The sequence below is a fragment of the Bradyrhizobium sp. USDA 4354 genome (genome assembly GCF_054060315.1).
Map to the genome: position 1 here is coordinate 1,400,663 of NZ_JBSSDC010000001.1, position 16,012 is coordinate 1,416,674.

The following is a 16,012-nucleotide window of genomic DNA, read 5'->3' on the forward strand; positions in this document are numbered from 1 at the left end:
GGTTAGCCCCGTGGATGCGCAAAGCGCATCCACTCGGCGTAACCCACCTCTTTGGTATCTGCAGAGACAGAAGTGGTGGGTTACGCTGCGTTAACCCACCCTACGATAGCGAGCTAGAACGACCCCAGCGCCACCGGGCGGAACGCCTGCAGCAATTGCTGGTCGAGCTTGCCGCCCATGCCTTCCATCATGGTGAAGGCGCGGGAGTGGGTGAAGGGCATGCGGTAGGCGCGCTTCTCCACCAGGGCGGCGTAGATGTCGACGATCGTCGTCAGGCGCACGATGTCGCTGATCTGATTCGACGACAGGCCGTTCGGATAACCGGAGCCGTCGAGGAATTCATGATGATGCAGCACGACGTCGAGCATCTCCGGCGGGAAGCCGCCTTGGGCGGCGAGCGCGTCATAGCCGCGGCGCGGATGCTGGCGAACCTCGGCCATCTCGTCGTCGGTGAGCTTGCCCGGCTTGTCGAGCAACCAGGCCGGAACGAAGGCCTTGCCGACGTCGTGCAGCAGCGCGGCGCGGGTCAGGCGGCGCTGGTCGTCCTCGCGCATGCCGAGATGCTGGGCGAAGGCGACGGCGAAGCCCGTGACGAACAGGCAGTGGCGATAGCTGCCGACATGATGGCAGCCGACGGTGGTGAGCCATTCACGCAGCGAGGAATGCTTGATCGCCTTCAGAATCTTGCTCTCGGCGGCGATGACGTCATCGAAGGTCAGGGGCACGCCGAGCGGCAGCTTCTCGAACATCTTGGCCAGCACCGCATGCGCCGCCTCGACGCCGCGGTTGAGCGTCTTGCCGCGATCGGTCGCGTCATAGGCGGCGGTGTCCGGGAAGGCGGCGCGGATGCGCTGCAGGATGGCGTCCGCCTGGAGCGGCCGTGAAATGGTGTCGGTGGCCCCTAACGCCCAGGCCTGCATGGTGCCGTGATGCAGGGCGTCCGCGAGCACGAACAGCCGCGGCATCGAACGATAGGCATCGCCGCGCAGCTTGTTGCGCACCCGCTGCACGCTATCGGGCGAGCGCAGGTTGATGTCGACCACGAGGCCGGAGAGATCGCGCGCCGGCTGGGCGGGGATCGCCTCTGTCGTCACCGTCGAGACGTCGCCGACCGCTTTCAGGATGCTGGCGAGCTCGCTGCTCCCGTCGCTGCGATCGGAGGCGAGCAGAAGCCGGCGTTTGGTGGCGGATTTGGCTGGCGCGTTCATGGCTTCCCCAAGAGCATGGGACTGGTTTGGCGTCAGCCTAAGCCGGATCAGGTTCTCCGGGCCTTAAGAGGCGTGCTCAATGGAACCTTGGGGAATTGGGTGCAATTTTAGGGATTTGGGTTCCGTGACGGTTCCAAACCAAAACCGCGAAAACAACCCCATGCACAGTAGGATGGGCATTGATGGATAAGAGGAATTTTTGGACGCTTTTCCCACGCCCTCCGTTGTCGTCGCCCGGCTTGACCGGGCGACCCAGTACTCCGAGACGGTGCGGCTAGGGCCCAGAAGCCGCGGCGTACTGGATGCCCCGGTCAAGCCAGGTCAAGCCGGGGCATGACAGTGAGGGGGTGGAGATTGCTCCCCAAACAAATCCGCCGGAGGCTGCCCTCCGGCGGATCATCTCATTCTGCAATCAGCCTCACGCCTTCATGCCCGCCTTCACCGCCTCCGCCGTGATCGGCAGGGCGCGAACGCGGGCGCCGCTGGCATTGAAGATGGCGTTGCCGATGGCTGGTGCCACCACCGTCACCGCGGGCTCGCCGACGCCGGTGGCCTTCTCGCCATTGGCGATCACGGCAACCGCGACCTCGGGCGTCTGGCTCATGCGCAAGGGTGTGTAGCTGTCGAAATTGGTCTGCTCGATGCCACCGTCCTTCAGCGTCGCCCTCTCGTACATCGCCAGCGACAGGCCCCACAGCGCCGCACCCTCGACCTGGGCGCGGATGTTGTCGGGATGCACCTGCGTGCCGACGTCGGTTGCGACCGTGAGCTTCTTCACGGTCACCGACCCCGACGGCGCGACGGCAACGTGAGCCACGCACGCTGTCCAGCTCGCGGACGCCCGCTCCTGCGAGGAGACGCAGGCGACCCCCATGCCCTCGCCTTTCGGCAATTGCCTGGTGCCGTAGCCGGACAGCCCCATTGCGGCGAGCAGGGTGTTGCGCAAGCGTTGCGCGCCGCCGTCATTCTTGCCGGCGCCGTCGAGCAGCGAGATGCGGAACTGGGCGGGATCCTTGCCCGTGGCCGCCGCGATCTCGTCGATCATGCTTTCGACTGCCCAGAAGGTCCAGCCCGGCGCCACCGAACGGAGCTGGCCCGACGGCGTGGCGTTGTGCGCGAGCTCGTTCTTGATCGCGCGCACGTAGTGATTGGGCACGGTGTAGAAGAAGTCGGCGCCGTTTACCGTGAAGCTGTCAAGCGGGCCTTTCTTGTCGACCGAGGGTGTCAGGAAATCGGGGATTCCCCAGCGCGCGGTCGGCCAGGCCGAGACCACGTCGTGGCTGATCGCAATGAGCTTGCCATCGCCGTCCACGCCGGCCTTGACCTTCTGATAGGTGAGCGGACGCGAGAAATCCATCGTCATGTCGTTCTCGCGCGAATAGATCACCTTCACCGGCTTGCCGACTGCCTTCGCCGCCTGCACGGCGGGAATCATCATGTCGGCATCGAGACGTCGGCCGAAGCCGCCGCCCAGCCAATGCTGGTGCATGACCACGAACTTCGGATCGATCCCGGCCGCGCCTGCCGCGATGGCGCCGGAGCGCGTCGCGAACTGGTTGCCGGAATAGATGTGCAGGATGTCGCCCTTGAACTCCGCGGTGGCGTTCATCGGCTCCAGCGGTGCGTGGATGTTGATGCTGGTGGTGTATTCCGCCTCCACCACCTTGGCCGCCGAACCGAAGGCAGCATGGGGATCACCGTCCTTGACGAAGAACTGGCCGGAATCCTCCAAGCCCTGAAGCCGCTTGGCTTCATCGAGCAGCGACTGGCTCGACAGCTTGGCGTTCGGACCCGCGTCATAGGCGATCTTCAGCGCATCCGCCGCCTTGCGTGCATTGGCGTAGGTGTTGGCCACCGCGACGACCCAGCCGGACGTGGATCCGGTCTTGTCGTCGAGGATGACGGCCTTCAGGAAGCCAGGCACCCTCTTGGCTTCGCTGTCGTCGACCGATTTCACCGTGGCGCCGAAGCGCACCGGCGGGGTCACCACCTTGCCGTAGGCCATGCCCGGCAGCATCACATCGATGCCGTACTTGGCCGTGCCGTTGGTCTTGGAGGGGATGTCGAGCTGCGGCACCGAGACGCCGATCATGGTGTATTGGTCCGGTGTCTTCAGCTTGATCGCCTTCAGCTCGTCCGGCGTGAAGGTCTTCGTCGCCTTGCCGCTTCGGACGATCTCGGCAAAGCTCATCTGCTTCTTCGACTTCGGATGCGAGACCACGGAGTCGCGCACCACGAGCTGATCCTTGAAATAAGGCGGCAGCCCCATGGCGGCGGCCGCCGCCTCCGTCAGCGCGATCCTGCCGGCTGCGCCCGCCCGGCTCATGGCGTCAAAGTTCATCATGGTCGACCAGCTGCCGCCGGTGATCTGCGCGCCCAGCACGGGGTCGTTGAACTTGGGATCGTTGGAGGCGAGCGACACGCGCATGTCGCTCCACTTCGCGCCCAGCTCCTCGCAGACGATCTGCGCCATGGTGGAGGCGATGTGCTGGCCCATGTCGGCCTTGCCGCAGGTCACGGTGACGAGGCCGTCCGGCGAGATCGCATACCAGACGCTCGGCTCGAAATTGGCGGGCGCCGCGGCCGCCGCAGCATCGATGCCGGGCACGCCGGCATAGCCGAGCACGAGCCCGGTTGCGGCGGTGCCGACGAGGAAAGAGCGGCGGCTGAGATCGGTCGCCTCAGCGGCGACATTCTTCACGTGCTTGTTCATGTGGGCCTCCGTTCGCCGGAGGTGGCTGACGCGGTGCGCATCTCGGATGCGGCGCGCATGATCGCCTTCTGGATCCGCGAATAGGTCATGCAGCGGCAGAGATTGCCGTCCATATGCGCGACCACTTCCTCCTTGGTTGGATTCGGATTCTTCGCGAGCAGCGAGGCCGCCTGCATGATCTGCCCGGACTGGCAGTAGCCGCATTGCGGCACCTGCTCGGCGATCCATGCCTTCTGCAAGGGATGATCGCCCTTGGCGGAGAGGCCTTCGATGGTGGTGATCTTCTTGCCGGCGACGTCACTGAGCATGGTCTGGCACGAGCGCACGGCTTCGCCGTTGACGTGCACGGTGCAGGCCCCGCACAGCCCGGCACCGCAGCCGAACTTGGTGCCCGTCATCTGCAATTGCTCGCGGATCGCCCAGAGGAGCGGCGTGTCGTTCGCCGCATCCACGGACAGACTCCGCCCGTTGATGGTGAGTGTTGGCATAGGCGTCTTCCCCTGCCGGTGCATGAAGCCGCTTACGGCGGCAACTTGTGCGGCTGACGCCCACCGGGCTGGCGTCAGCCTTGCCCGCGAGAATGATCACGTTCAGACGCGGAAGCAAATGCAATTTGGAATCGGTCGAAAAAACCGCCGCCGCACCCGCTCGTTGTGCGCCGCGCCACGACACCGATGCAGCTACTGGACACAACAGCGCGTGCATCCGACATGCGTGCCATCGCATTCAGGCAGTTTCTTCCAGGTAACTTGGCAAAGTAGAATGCAACCAACGGCGAGCCTTACCCTCCCCTGGAGGGGGAGGGTCGATCGCGCGGAGCGCGAGCGGGGTGGGGTGATCTCTCCACGAGAAACACCGTTCGAGATGGAGAGACCGTCACCCCACCCCGTCTCACATTTCGCTGCGCTCAACGTGAGCCGACCCTCCCCCTCCAGGTAGGGCTATCGCATATGGGCGAGAGTGGAGAGAAGGAAGTCGTTATTCCATCTGGCCTGGAGCATTTTGTGGCTGATGCGCGCGGGACCGGGCGTTGCCTGCAGGGCATTGATGGCCAGCTTGCGAATAAGAGCGAGATTTTCCGCAGCGTGATCCTTGCGGCTGCGGCAGGCGTCCTCGTCGAACAGAACGTCGAGAACCCAGTGCAGGTTGTTCTCGATGCTCCAGTGGGCGCGCACGGCCTCGAGCAGCTTTTTGGCCGACAGCAGGCGCGAGGCCAGGAAATATCGGACCGTATGCTTGGCGGTCTTGCCCGAGTTGGCGCGCCAACTGTCGATGCGGCCGACGGCGGCGATAGCAGGGAAGTCGTATTGCTTCGCCAACTGTGGCGCCGGCGCGATGATGGCCTGCCGGCGTTCGATGCGGCCGTGGGCGGTGGCCCTTCGTTGACTCGCTCGCGCAGCCTTTCGGGCTGTGTCGACCAGCGTCTTGGCGGCCTTGAAGAGCCGGCCACGATTGCTCTTGATGGCCAACACGTAGTGCCCCTTCCGGTCGCGGATGGCTTGCGCGGTATCGGGCCGGCAATGCAAGGCGTCGGCGGTGACAAGAGCTCCGTCCAGATCGAGCAGCGCGAGGACTTCGAGAGCTCCAGCAACCTCGTTGCGATTGGGGGCCTTCCGCTGAGCCAACGCCATACGCGTGCCGGCCGCCCAGACGTTGACCATATGCAGCGGCGTGGCCTGCCGGCCACGCGCGAAGGCTCCGCGCAGAGTCTTGCCGTCGATGCTGACCACGCCCTCGATGCCGAAGCTCTTGCTGAACTTGCGCAAAACCGCTTCCAGACCTTTCGGGTCCAGCGCACGGAAGACGTTGCTGAACGTATCGTGGCTCGGAATACCGTGCCTAAGCTCCAGGAATCGCCGCAACAGTTCCTCGCGGCCTTGGCCGAAGAACTCGAACTCGGTGCAGGTCTTGGCGCCAGCCAGCGTAGCCGCCAATGCAATGACAAGGATATCCACCAGATCGTGTCGGCTGTTGCTGGCGCGCGGATCCTTGAGCGGTCGAAACAGGCGCTTGAGCTTGCGCATTTAGGGCTCCCTCGGGAATCGAGAGACACCCAAAGAATCCAGTTCCAGCCGCTTGGCAACACCCCGCCAACGCCATATGCGATTCCCCTACCCTGGAGGGGGACGGTCGATCGCGCGGAGCGCGAGCGGGGTGGGGTGATCTCTCCACGAGAAACACCGTTCGAGATGGAGAGACCGTCACCCCACCCCGTCTCACATTTCGCTGCGCTCAACGTGAGCCGACCCTCCCCCTCCAGGGAAGGGTGAAGCACTGAGGTCGCGGTTAGAATAGAAGAAGAGGGCGGAAACAATGCCGAAGATCGACCGGGACGGCGTCGGAATCTACTACGAAGTCCATGGCGAGGGGCTGCCATTGCTGCTCACCCACGGCTATTCCTCGACCTCGGCGATGTGGCATGGGCAGGTCGATGCGCTCGCGAAGGATCATAAGCTCATCTTGTGGGACATGCGCGGCCACGGTCAGTCCGATTATCCCGACGATCCGAACGCGTACAGTGAGGCGCTGACGGTCGGCGACATGGCGGCGATCCTCGATGCGGTCGGCGCGAAGCGCGCCATCATCGGCGGTCTCTCGCTCGGCGGCTACATGTCGCTCGCGTTCTATCGCGCGCACCCGGAGCGGGCTCGCGCGCTGCTGATCATCGACACCGGACCGGGCTTTAGGAAGGACGATGCGCGCGAAGCCTGGAACGCGCGGGCGCTTGCGACCGCCGACAGGCTCGACCGCGAAGGCCTCGATGTGCTGAAAGCGGCGACGCGCGAGCGCGCCACCGCGAGCCATCGTAACGCCCGCGGGCTGGCGCTTGCCGCGCGCGGCATGCTGACCCAGCGCGATGCGCGCGTGATGGAGCTATTGCCCGACATCAAGGTGCCCAGCCTGATCGTGGTCGGCGCCGACGACACGCCGTTCCTGGCGGCGTCCGACTACATGGCGGCAAAGATCCCCGGCGCACAAAAGGTCGTGATCCCCGCCGCCGGACACGCCGTCAACATCGACCAGCCCCAGGCTTTTGTTGACGCGGTCGCGCCTTTCCTGAAGAACTTGCCGGCATAGGTCGATCTAGCAAGGACGCGGGCGATGAAGCTGATGATGCTGGCTGCGGGCACGATGTTGCTGTCGATATCTGCACAGGCCGAGCCGTTCGGCGCCGTGCCGCCGCGCCAGCCTTTCGTCACGACCTTGTCGAACAACACGCCGCTCGCCTTCGGCATGGATGCCGAACAGACCTCGCGCGCCCTCGGTCAGCCGCTGCAATATGTGCGGGGCCGTCCCGGCAACGAGATCTATCTCGCCCTTCGCAACATCGGCGGCAGCGGCCTGATCCCCTATCGCCACCGCCTGTTCCTGCAATTCCGCCACGGACGGCTGGCAGGATGGAAGGAGGATTACGGCGAGAACTGGATGTGGGAGTGAGGTACTGCCCTCATCCTGAGTCCCCAGCTCCGAAAACGGCGCTGCACAAGGGCCCATGAACACGTGTTTGTGTCCCGGACAAGCTGCAACGCGCCTGAGCGTTGCAGCGCAGAGCCGGGACCCAGGGCGGCACGGCACATGCGGAGAGATGGGCCCCGGCTCTGCAGCGCATCGTCGAAGGGACGCTGCGCTGCGTCCGGGGCACCATCAACCCGACATACTGAGGTGTTCATAGAGAGGAGCTTGCGCAGCAAGCGTCTCGAAGGATGCAGGCCCTCCTCTCGCAGCTCGGCCTTGCATCCTTCGAGACGCGCGCGAAGGGCGCGCTCCTCAGGATGAGGGGAAAGAGCCAAAAATCGGATCGACAACCAAGAAGGACAACCCGCGTGGGACAGGACATCAAGCTGACGGCCTCCGACAATTTCCAGCTCGGCGCCTATCGCGCCGATCCCTCAGCCACGCCGAAGGGCGCGGTGGTGGTGATCCAGGAAATTTTTGGGGTCAATCATCACATCCGCTCGGTCTGCGACCGTCTCGCGGGGGAAGGCTACGTTGCGATCGCGCCGTCGATCTTCGACCGGACGTCGCCGAACTTCCAGTCGGGCTATTCGCCCGACGAGATCGCGGAGGCGCGCAAGTTCGTGGCCAATCCGGACTGGGCCGCGATGCTGCGCGACACGCAGGCTGCGATCGATGCGGTGAAGAGTGCGGGCCCTGTGGGCGTCATCGGATTCTGTCTCGGCGGCAGCATCGCTTTCGTCGCGGCGACGCGGCTGTCTGGGTTGAAGGCCGCGGTCGGCTATTACGGCGGCGCGGTCGTGCGCTTTGCCGACGAGACGCCGAAAGTGCCGACGCAGCTGCATTTCGGCGAGAAGGATGCCGGCATCCCGCTGACCGACGTCGAGACCATCAAGTCGAAGCGGCCGGATGTGGAGGTGTTCATCTATCCGGGCGCCCAGCACGGCTTCCATTGCGACGAGCGCGCCAGCTACGACAAGGCCAGCGCCGACATTGCCTGGCCGCGCAGCATGGCATTTTTCGCGAAACATTTGAGATAGAGCGTGCGACTCTCCCCGCCGTCATTCCGGGGCGACGCGTCAGCGTCGAACCCGGAATCCATCGGGCGTCAGCGATGGTGGAGAAATGGATTCTCAGGTGCGCAATTGCGCACCATAGTTTTCGCTCTTCGAGCTACGGCGGATGACGAGGGGGAAGCGGAAATCGGGTGGCTGCATCGTGCCGCCCGGCGATAGAGCTGGCCGGTCAAGCCAACTCACGCCGGGAGATCGCCATGCAGCAGGCCATCACGCACCTCGTCCTCCGCAATCCGTTCGGAACCATGGATGTCCCCTCGCCCGACGATTCCGAAGTGTTGGACTATGCCGCGACAGCATCGCTTTCCGGCGATGCGGCCGACGTCAACGCGGCGGCATGGGCATCCATCGCAGCACCATCCGATCCGATCGAAGGAATCTGGGCAAGCCGCTGGAATGGCGGCGCCGATCCCACCATCGCCGGCGATACGCCGGACAAGTGGAAGCAGGGGCGCGCGGAGATCCGCGTCGCAGGAGGCCGGATCTATCTACGCTTCGACTGGGACAACGGCCGCCGGCACGGACTGATCGACGCGGCACGCGACGGCGCGGATCGCCTGGTCGGAAAATACATCAACCTGACCACGCCGGCCATCACACGGCCTTGGGTCGGACGTGTGGTCGATGCTGACAGGATCGACGGGCGCTTTCCGAACGGGCGACTGGATTTTCGAAGGTGAGCTTCTGGGGAGCGCGCGCCCTTCTATCATCCGTCATTCCGGGGCGCGCAAAGCGCGAACCCGGAAGCTCGAGATTCTCAGGTGCGCAATTGCGCACCAGAGTTCGATGCTGGCGCATCGCCCCGGAATGACGAAGCACGTTGTACTTCGTCAAAACCAGCGCTCGCCGACGAACACGGTGTCGCCCGGTGCCAGGGGGGTGCCGAGCGGGACGACGGCGCGCATGGCACCGCCATTTTCGGTGTGCGTGACGGTGACCAGGTCGCGCTTGGCGCGCGGCGAGAAGCCGCCGGCGATGGCAACCGCGCTCTCGACCGTCATGTTCGGCACGTAGGGATATTGGCCGGGCGCGAGGACCTCGCCGAGGATGAAGAACGGGCGATAGGCCTCGATCTCGACCGCCACCGAGGGCTCGCGGATGTAGCCGTTGCGCAGGCGCGCGCCGATCTCGCCGGCAAGACCCGCCGTGGTGCGGCCGCGCGCCGGCACTGCGCCGATCAGCGGCATGGTGATGGAGCCGCCGGCGTCGATCGAATAGCTGTTGGTGAGACCTTCCTGGCCGTAGACCACGACGCGAAGCTTGTCGCCGGCGTCGAGATGGTAGGAGGCGCCGTTGCGCACCGGCGCCGCCATCGGCGCGGCGTAGCCGACCGGCATCGGTGCGGGCGACGAGGCAAAGGAATTGCGCAGGGCGCCGATGGCGCCGCCGCCGTCGGCGACGACAACCGGCTGCGGCGCGCTATAGGGCTGGCCATAGGCCATGGAGTCGAGATCGGGACGGGGCTGCATGACTGCGACGGGACCGGTCGTCTGCATGCAGCCGCCAAGGGCAAGCGCGGCGGACGCTGCCAAGGACGCCAAGTTCGACCATCGAAACGCGCGTGCAACCGGCACCGGACCCATCCCTCGAAACGAGACAGCTGCAGTGATGCACCGGTTATGGTTAATAAAGCGTTGAGCGGAGGGCTTCACCCTCCCCTGGAGGGTAGGGCTATCGCATGTGGCCAAGAAGCTCGAAGAGAAAGGCATCGTTCCATCCGGCGCGCTTAAGCTTGAGGCGCAAGGAGGTGGTTGTATCGGGATGGGCTCTGGCGACATTGAGGGCAAGACGCCGGAGTACGGCAAGGTTGGCCGGGGCGTTGTCCTTGCGGTTGCGGGCCAGATCCTCGTCGAGGACGACGTCGAGCGGCCAATGCAGGCCGTTTTCGATGGTCCAGTGAGTACGGACGATACGCAGAACATCCTTGGAGCTGTAGGCTTGGCTCATCAGGAAGAAGCGCTCGATGGCCTTGTCTTTGCCGCGCTTGCTGGTGATCCTGGCCACGGCCTTGATCCCGGGAAAGTCGTGCTTTTGCGCCATGTCCTTGACCGGTGCGACAACGGCAGTGCGCCTTTCCTTGCGCCCGTGATCGGCATCGGTGGTGGTGGTCGCTCTGGTTCCCTTGCGCGTTGCGGCACCGATGGCAGCCTTGGCGTCGGCCAACAGCGCCGGCTGGTTCTCCTTCACCGCCAGCACGTAATCGCCGCGCCGTGCCACAATCGCTTTGGCCATGCCGCGATGGCAATGCAGCGCATCGGTCGTCACCACGCAGCCTTTGAGCTGCAGAAGTTCGATCAACTGCAACGCGCCGGCAGCTTCGTTGTTGTTCGGCGCCTGCACGTTGGCCAGCGCCATGCGGGTCTGCGCCGCCCAAGCGGTCACCATGACGGGCGGCATATGGCTCTTGCCGCGCTCGTAGCCGCGCCGCAGCGCTTTGCCGTCGAGCGCGATCACTCCCCTCGGTTGTTTGATCTTCGCGCCTTCCGCAAAGGCCTTCATGAAGCGCTGGAAGGCTTTCTCGAACGCTGCCGGATCGAGCATGCGGAACACGCGGCTGAACGTGTCGTGGCTCGGCAGACCATGCTCGAGCACCAGCACACCCTCCCAAAGATAGGCCTTCATCCGCGCAAACAGCGCCATGTCGGTGCAACTCGTTGCCCCACACAGCGTCGCCATCAACGCAATGAACAAAATCTCCGTCAGATCGTGCAGCGCATTGTCCGCGCGCGGGTCCGGCAATTCCTCGAAGCACTCCGCAAATCGGTTCATCGGCCGCTCCATCCGAATCAGGAGCTACCTTCAGAATCAATTTCTCGCCGCTTCGCAATGACTTACAGAATCCCACATGCGATTCCCCTGCCCTGGAGGGGGAGGGTCGATCGCGCGAAGCGCGAGCGGGGTGGGGTGACAGTCGCTCCGCGAGGAGCACTGCCCGAGTGGAGAGATCGCCCCACCCCGTCTCACATTTCGCTTCGCTCAATGTGAGCCGACCCTCCCCCTCCAGGGGAGGGTAAGCGACACCTCGTTCGCGGCTGACTCACGCGCCGACACCAACCCCGATCGGGCAGGACACGCCGGTGCCCCCTAAGCCGCAATAGCCGGTGGGATTCTTCGCCAGATATTGCTGATGGTAGTCCTCGGCGAAATAGAATTCGCCGGCGGGCGCGATCTCGGTGGTGATGGCACCGAGGCCTTTTGCGGAAAGCGCCTTCTGATAGAGCGCCTTCGACTCCTCGGCCGCCTTCTTCTGCGCATCGGAAAAGCTGTAGATCGCGCTTCGATATTGCGTGCCGACGTCGTTGCCCTGGCGCATGCCCTGCGTCGGGTTGTGGCTCTCCCAGAACGTCTTCAGGAGCTTCTCGTAAGAGACCTTGTTCGGATCGAACACGACCAGCACGACTTCGGTGTGGGCGGTGCGGCCCGAGCAGACTTCCTCATAGGTCGGGTTCGGCGTGTGACCGCCGGCGTAGCCGACGGCGGTCGCGTGGACGCCGTCGCCGAGCTCCCAGAACTTGCGCTCGGCGCCCCAGAAGCAGCCGAGCCCGAACACCGCCTGCTCGAGGCCGGCCGGATAAGGCGGCTTCAGCTTCGCGCCGTTGACGAAATGGGTGGTCGCGGTCGGAATGGCCTGCGCACGGCCGGGCAGCGCCTCAGTTGCGCTCGGCAATGCGGTGGTCTTGCGCATGAACAGCATGACGGATCTCCGAAGCGAGCTGTCGGTCGCCTGAGCCAGGTGGGAAACCAGGCAGCTCTGGCGGCGTGCTCGCGATGAGGTGGGACTATAGGCATCTACGCGGCCAGAGGCAGCCGTGTTACGCGGCTGCCAGCCCCAGGCTCAGTCCCGGCGGGAATTGAAGATCAATCCCGGGAATAGCCGATCAGGGGCTTGCGCGGGCGGAACAGGATCATCAGCAGGATGCCGAGAATGCCGAGGACGGCGAAGACCGGCTGCTCCAGCACCAGGCGGATCACCGAGGTCCAGAGCCAGGGCGCCTTGTCCTCGACCCAGCTGCGGAAGGCCGACTGGCTGGCCTGATTGATATCGTTCCAGAACTGGCCGAACCGGGTGAATTTGAGGGTCTGGTCGGCCACCCAGCGGGCCCCGTCATAGACCATGAAGATGAACCCGCCGGCGAGCAGCAACAGCCCAATCAGTCGGAAAAAGCCGCGGATCATGCCTCACCTACGATGGCCATCCGGTCGGACGGCCTCTTGGAACGTTGCCAGCCAATAGCCGGGCGACGGCAGAAATTCAACCTCTTCAGGGCGTTACGGCGACCATCCAGGACGCCAAGGGCCGGATTTCCAGCTCCGAAAGCGTTGACGGTGCTAAAGAGCCTCTCTATAAGGGCGCCAATTGGCGGTGGGCGCAATCCTGCCGCCGCTGTTCTTTGAGCAGTTGCAGGCACCTTGAGCTTCAAGACTCTCTTGGGCTTAAAGACTCTTTGGAGCCTCAGAGACAGCCGCAAGGCCGTCGCTCATGTTCCGGGAACGGCCCAGCAACCGAACACCCTAAATCCGAGCGTCGATTACGCGGTCAAGCAAGCCGGCGCTATCCGACCAAGACGCGACCGGTACCCGCAAAGGACATTGAGACCATGGCCAATACCACTTCCGCCAAGAAAGCGACGCGCAAGATCGCCCGCCGCACCGCCGTCAACAAGTCGCGCCGCACCCAGATGCGCGGCGCCGTGCGCACTGTCGAGGAAGCCATCAAGAGCGGCGATCGCGCCGCTGCCGTGAAGGCACTCGCGACCGCCGAGCCCGCCTTGATGCGCGCCGCCCAGCGCAACATCATTCACAAGAACAACGCCAGCCGCAAAGTCTCGCGCCTCACCGCGCAGATCGCCAAGCTCGCCAAGTGATCTTGAAGTGATCTTGAAGTGATCTTGCCGAAGTAATCTCGCGAGGTCATCTCGCAGCATCATCTGATCGGTCGATCCGGTCAGCGCGTCAAACAGCCCGGCATCGCGCCGGGCTTTTTTGTTGACTGTCATATTCACGCAAGCAGTCCGCGAAGCTCGATCTTCGCTTGGACGATTTTCATTGTCTGCGTTATTCTTCGTCCCGTAGTTCTACCGGACGATGTATTGCAACAGCGCAAACTTCATTGCGTTGCAAAAACCGCTGTGCTGCGGGCTCGAATTGAATCGGCCCCGAGAAGAGTCCTGCACACCGTAGATTCACCGGAATGCGCGTCACGGTGGAGTTACCCTGCAAAACGAGTCTCGAAAAGCGATGACTCAATAATCACTTATCAACATAGCAGCCACAAGCATTTGGAAAATTCGCTTGCACGTCGAGCGCGTGACGAATTTGTAAAAAAATTTTGGCGGTGGCTGAGAATTGTCACATGACGCGCGGCATTCTCGATTCTGTGCACGGATTCAAAAACTTGCTTCGCAGCCTGTGAACAAGTCGCGCGCGGCGTTAACCGAGGTCAAGTTTTTTGGTGCCTCAAGTGTGAATCAATTTCGTTGCGAGTCTTCCCGCTTAGTGTATTCCTTAAGTGGTCAGCGGCGCCCACGATCTTCAGACCAGCGCGGTTTAGGAAACGGGGCGAGCGTGCAAATCGGCGGCGATGTGCACGTAGGCGACGCTTCAACAAGCGATGTCGGTGCAAAACCCATAGCAATGTGGGAATGGTGGTTGTTTGTCTGAATGTCTCCAAGCGGGATCTTCTCGCTCGCGCCCAGCGCATATGAGAGACATCGCAAAACTACCCCGGCACGCAAGGTGGCGAAGTCGAGCGGACGACCAGTACATTGGGCAGGCATCCGCGACAGGAGTACGGCGCGGCTGTCTTCAGGACACGCAGGACCTTGCCGTGAGTTATCACGGCAGGACGGGGAGGTATCATGTCTTACGGACTCAACGCGGTATTGAAGCACGTTTTCTATTCCAGCGATGCCGTTCCAGCTCCGTCGGATCTCCAGCCCCCCGCGTGTGACGGAGCGCCGAGTACGCGCTGACCTCGCGACCCCTCCATCTCTGACATCGCTGATCTGACCTGCGGCGTTCGCGCCGAATGGTCGCGCCATGCCTGACGATGGACTCGCTCGAGGTCGCGCCACTTCAGGGACCGTGGCAGGAACCCTGCATGGCGCTCACAACGCAACTATATCTCTCAAGAGAAGTTTTCTGACGATGACAATGGAACAGGATCGCTGGTCACGCGTGAAGGGTCGGCTGCGCTCGAGTGTTGGCGAGGACGTCTACACGAGCTGGTTTGCACGCATGGATCTGGAAGGCGTGCAGGACGAGAGCGTGCGGCTCTCGGTGCCGACGCGGTTCCTGAAGAGCTGGATCCAGGCCCATTATGCCGAGCGCGTGCTGTCGTGCTGGCAGGCCGAGATGCCGGAAGTGCATCGCATCGACCTCACGGTCCGCTCCGCCGTGCGCCCGGTGGCGCAGCCGAAGGAAGCGCCCGCGCCGATCGAGGCGCGCCGCATGCCGACGCCGGAGCTGCGCTCGACTGCGACCGCGCCGGTCTCGGCCAATCACGACGCGCTCGGCGGCTCGCCGCTGGATCCGCGCCTGACCTTCGCGAGCTTCGTCGTCGGCCGCTCCAACACGCTGGCGCATGCCGCCGCGCGTCAGGTCGCCGAGGGGCGCCGCGGCGATCCCGTCATGTTCAACCCGCTCTACATCCATGCCGGCGTCGGCCTCGGCAAGACGCATCTGCTCCAGGCGGTGACCTGGGCCGGCAATTCCGGCAACGAGCGCAAGGTGCTGTATCTCACGGCGGAGAAATTCATGTACGGCTTCGTCGCTGCGCTTAAGACGCAGACGGCGCTGGCCTTCAAGGAAGCGCTGCGCGGCATCGACGTGCTCGTGATCGACGATCTCCAATTCCTGCAGGGCAAGTCGACGCAGGCCGAGTTCTGTCACACGCTGAACGCGCTGATCGACGCCGGCCGCCAGGTCGTGATCGCGGCCGACCGTCCGCCGTCCGATCTCGAAAGCCTCGATGACCGCGTGCGCTCGCGGCTCGCCGGCGGGCTCGTGGTCGAGATGGGCTCGCTCGGCGAGGAGCTGCGCCACGGCATCCTCAAGTCGCGCGTCGCAGCGGCCCGCGCCCATCATGCGACGTTCGAGGTGCCTGAGGAGGTGCTGCATTATCTTGCGCGCACCATCACCCATAACGGCCGCGATCTCGAAGGCGCGATCAACCGCCTGCTGGCGCATTCCAAGCTCAACAACCGGCCGGTGACGCTGGAGATGGCGGAGCACGAGGTGCGCGACCTGGTGCGGCCGCAGGAGCCCAAGCGGATCAAGATCGAGGACATCCAGCGCGTGGTGGCGCGGCAGTATAATGTCAGCCGCTCCGACCTGCTCTCCTCGCGCCGCACCGCCAACGTGGTCCGCCCGCGCCAGGTCGCGATGTACCTCGCCAAGACCCTGACCCTGCGCTCGCTGCCCGAGATCGGCCGGCGCTTCGGCGGGCGCGACCACACCACCGTGCTGCACGCGGTGCGCAAGATCGAGGCGCTGGTCTCCAAGGACACCGCGCTGTCCGAAGAGGTCGAGTCGCTGAAGCGCCAGCTTCAGGAATAAAG

General features: G+C 64.1%; 14 protein-coding genes. 6 read left to right on the forward strand and 8 right to left on the reverse strand.

The window, feature by feature from the left end:
• Positions 1-113: 113 nt before the first annotated feature.
• The 4 genes from ACVIIV_RS06585 to ACVIIV_RS06600 form a co-directional block, all read right to left on the reverse strand.
• Positions 114-1,208, reverse strand: coding sequence for an HD-GYP domain-containing protein (locus tag ACVIIV_RS06585; RefSeq protein WP_456743476.1), 1,095 nt, complete (start codon positions 1,206-1,208; stop codon positions 114-116).
• 418 nt (positions 1,209-1,626) lie between these two features.
• Positions 1,627-3,921 (reverse strand): molybdopterin cofactor-binding domain-containing protein, encoded by a 2,295-nt coding sequence (locus ACVIIV_RS06590; protein ID WP_456743477.1) that lies wholly within the window; start codon positions 3,919-3,921, stop codon positions 1,627-1,629.
• Positions 3,918-4,409, reverse strand: a complete 492-nt coding sequence (locus tag ACVIIV_RS06595) for a (2Fe-2S)-binding protein (RefSeq protein ID WP_456743478.1) — start codon at positions 4,407-4,409, stop codon at positions 3,918-3,920. Before ACVIIV_RS06595 ends, ACVIIV_RS06590 begins: the two co-directional genes overlap by 4 nt.
• Before the next feature lie 453 nt (positions 4,410-4,862).
• The gene (locus tag ACVIIV_RS06600; RefSeq protein WP_456743479.1) at positions 4,863-5,945 is read right to left on the reverse strand and encodes an ISAs1 family transposase; all 1,083 of its coding nucleotides are present in this window, start codon (positions 5,943-5,945) and stop codon (positions 4,863-4,865) included.
• 289 nt (positions 5,946-6,234) lie between these two features.
• On the opposite strand from ACVIIV_RS06600, the gene ACVIIV_RS06605 reads away from it, so the two are divergent.
• The 4 genes from ACVIIV_RS06605 to ACVIIV_RS06620 all read left to right on the forward strand — a co-directional run bounded on the left by ACVIIV_RS06605 (position 6,235) and on the right by ACVIIV_RS06620 (position 9,133).
• Complete coding sequence (locus ACVIIV_RS06605; RefSeq protein ID WP_456743480.1) at positions 6,235-6,999, forward strand: alpha/beta fold hydrolase; 765 nt, start codon at positions 6,235-6,237, stop codon at positions 6,997-6,999.
• Between the two features lie 24 nt (positions 7,000-7,023).
• Positions 7,024-7,359, forward strand: coding sequence for a hypothetical protein (locus tag ACVIIV_RS06610; protein WP_456743481.1), 336 nt, complete (start codon positions 7,024-7,026; stop codon positions 7,357-7,359).
• 386 nt (positions 7,360-7,745) lie between these two features.
• A complete protein-coding gene (locus tag ACVIIV_RS06615; protein WP_456743482.1) occupies positions 7,746-8,417 on the forward strand; it encodes a dienelactone hydrolase family protein in 672 nt (223 codons plus the stop codon).
• Between the two features lie 233 nt (positions 8,418-8,650).
• Complete coding sequence (locus ACVIIV_RS06620) at positions 8,651-9,133, forward strand: hypothetical protein (RefSeq protein WP_456743483.1); 483 nt, start codon at positions 8,651-8,653, stop codon at positions 9,131-9,133.
• Between the two features lie 150 nt (positions 9,134-9,283).
• Here ACVIIV_RS06620 and ACVIIV_RS06625 read toward each other — a convergent pair whose 3' ends face one another.
• From ACVIIV_RS06625 to ACVIIV_RS06640, 4 genes are all read right to left on the reverse strand, one after another.
• Positions 9,284-10,027, reverse strand: a complete 744-nt coding sequence (locus ACVIIV_RS06625; protein ID WP_456743484.1) for a polysaccharide biosynthesis/export family protein — start codon at positions 10,025-10,027, stop codon at positions 9,284-9,286.
• Positions 10,028-10,124: 97 nt separating this feature from the next.
• Positions 10,125-11,222 (reverse strand): ISAs1 family transposase, encoded by a 1,098-nt coding sequence (locus tag ACVIIV_RS06630; protein ID WP_456742655.1) that lies wholly within the window; start codon positions 11,220-11,222, stop codon positions 10,125-10,127.
• A 268-nt stretch (positions 11,223-11,490) separates the two neighbouring features.
• Positions 11,491-12,147 (reverse strand): peptide-methionine (S)-S-oxide reductase MsrA, encoded by a 657-nt coding sequence (gene msrA / locus ACVIIV_RS06635; RefSeq protein WP_456743485.1) that lies wholly within the window; start codon positions 12,145-12,147, stop codon positions 11,491-11,493.
• Positions 12,148-12,311: 164 nt separating this feature from the next.
• Complete coding sequence (locus tag ACVIIV_RS06640) at positions 12,312-12,629, reverse strand: hypothetical protein (RefSeq protein ID WP_456743486.1); 318 nt, start codon at positions 12,627-12,629, stop codon at positions 12,312-12,314.
• Positions 12,630-13,051: 422 nt separating this feature from the next.
• On the opposite strand from ACVIIV_RS06640, the gene rpsT reads away from it, so the two are divergent.
• Positions 13,052-13,318 carry a 30S ribosomal protein S20 gene (rpsT, locus tag ACVIIV_RS06645; RefSeq protein WP_024338506.1) on the forward strand — a complete coding sequence of 89 codons (267 nt, stop codon included), beginning with the start codon at positions 13,052-13,054 and terminating at the stop codon, positions 13,316-13,318.
• A 1,282-nt stretch (positions 13,319-14,600) separates the two neighbouring features.
• Positions 14,601-16,010, forward strand: a complete 1,410-nt coding sequence (gene dnaA / locus ACVIIV_RS06650) for a chromosomal replication initiator protein DnaA (RefSeq protein ID WP_456743487.1) — start codon at positions 14,601-14,603, stop codon at positions 16,008-16,010.
• Positions 16,011-16,012 lie beyond the last annotated feature (2 nt).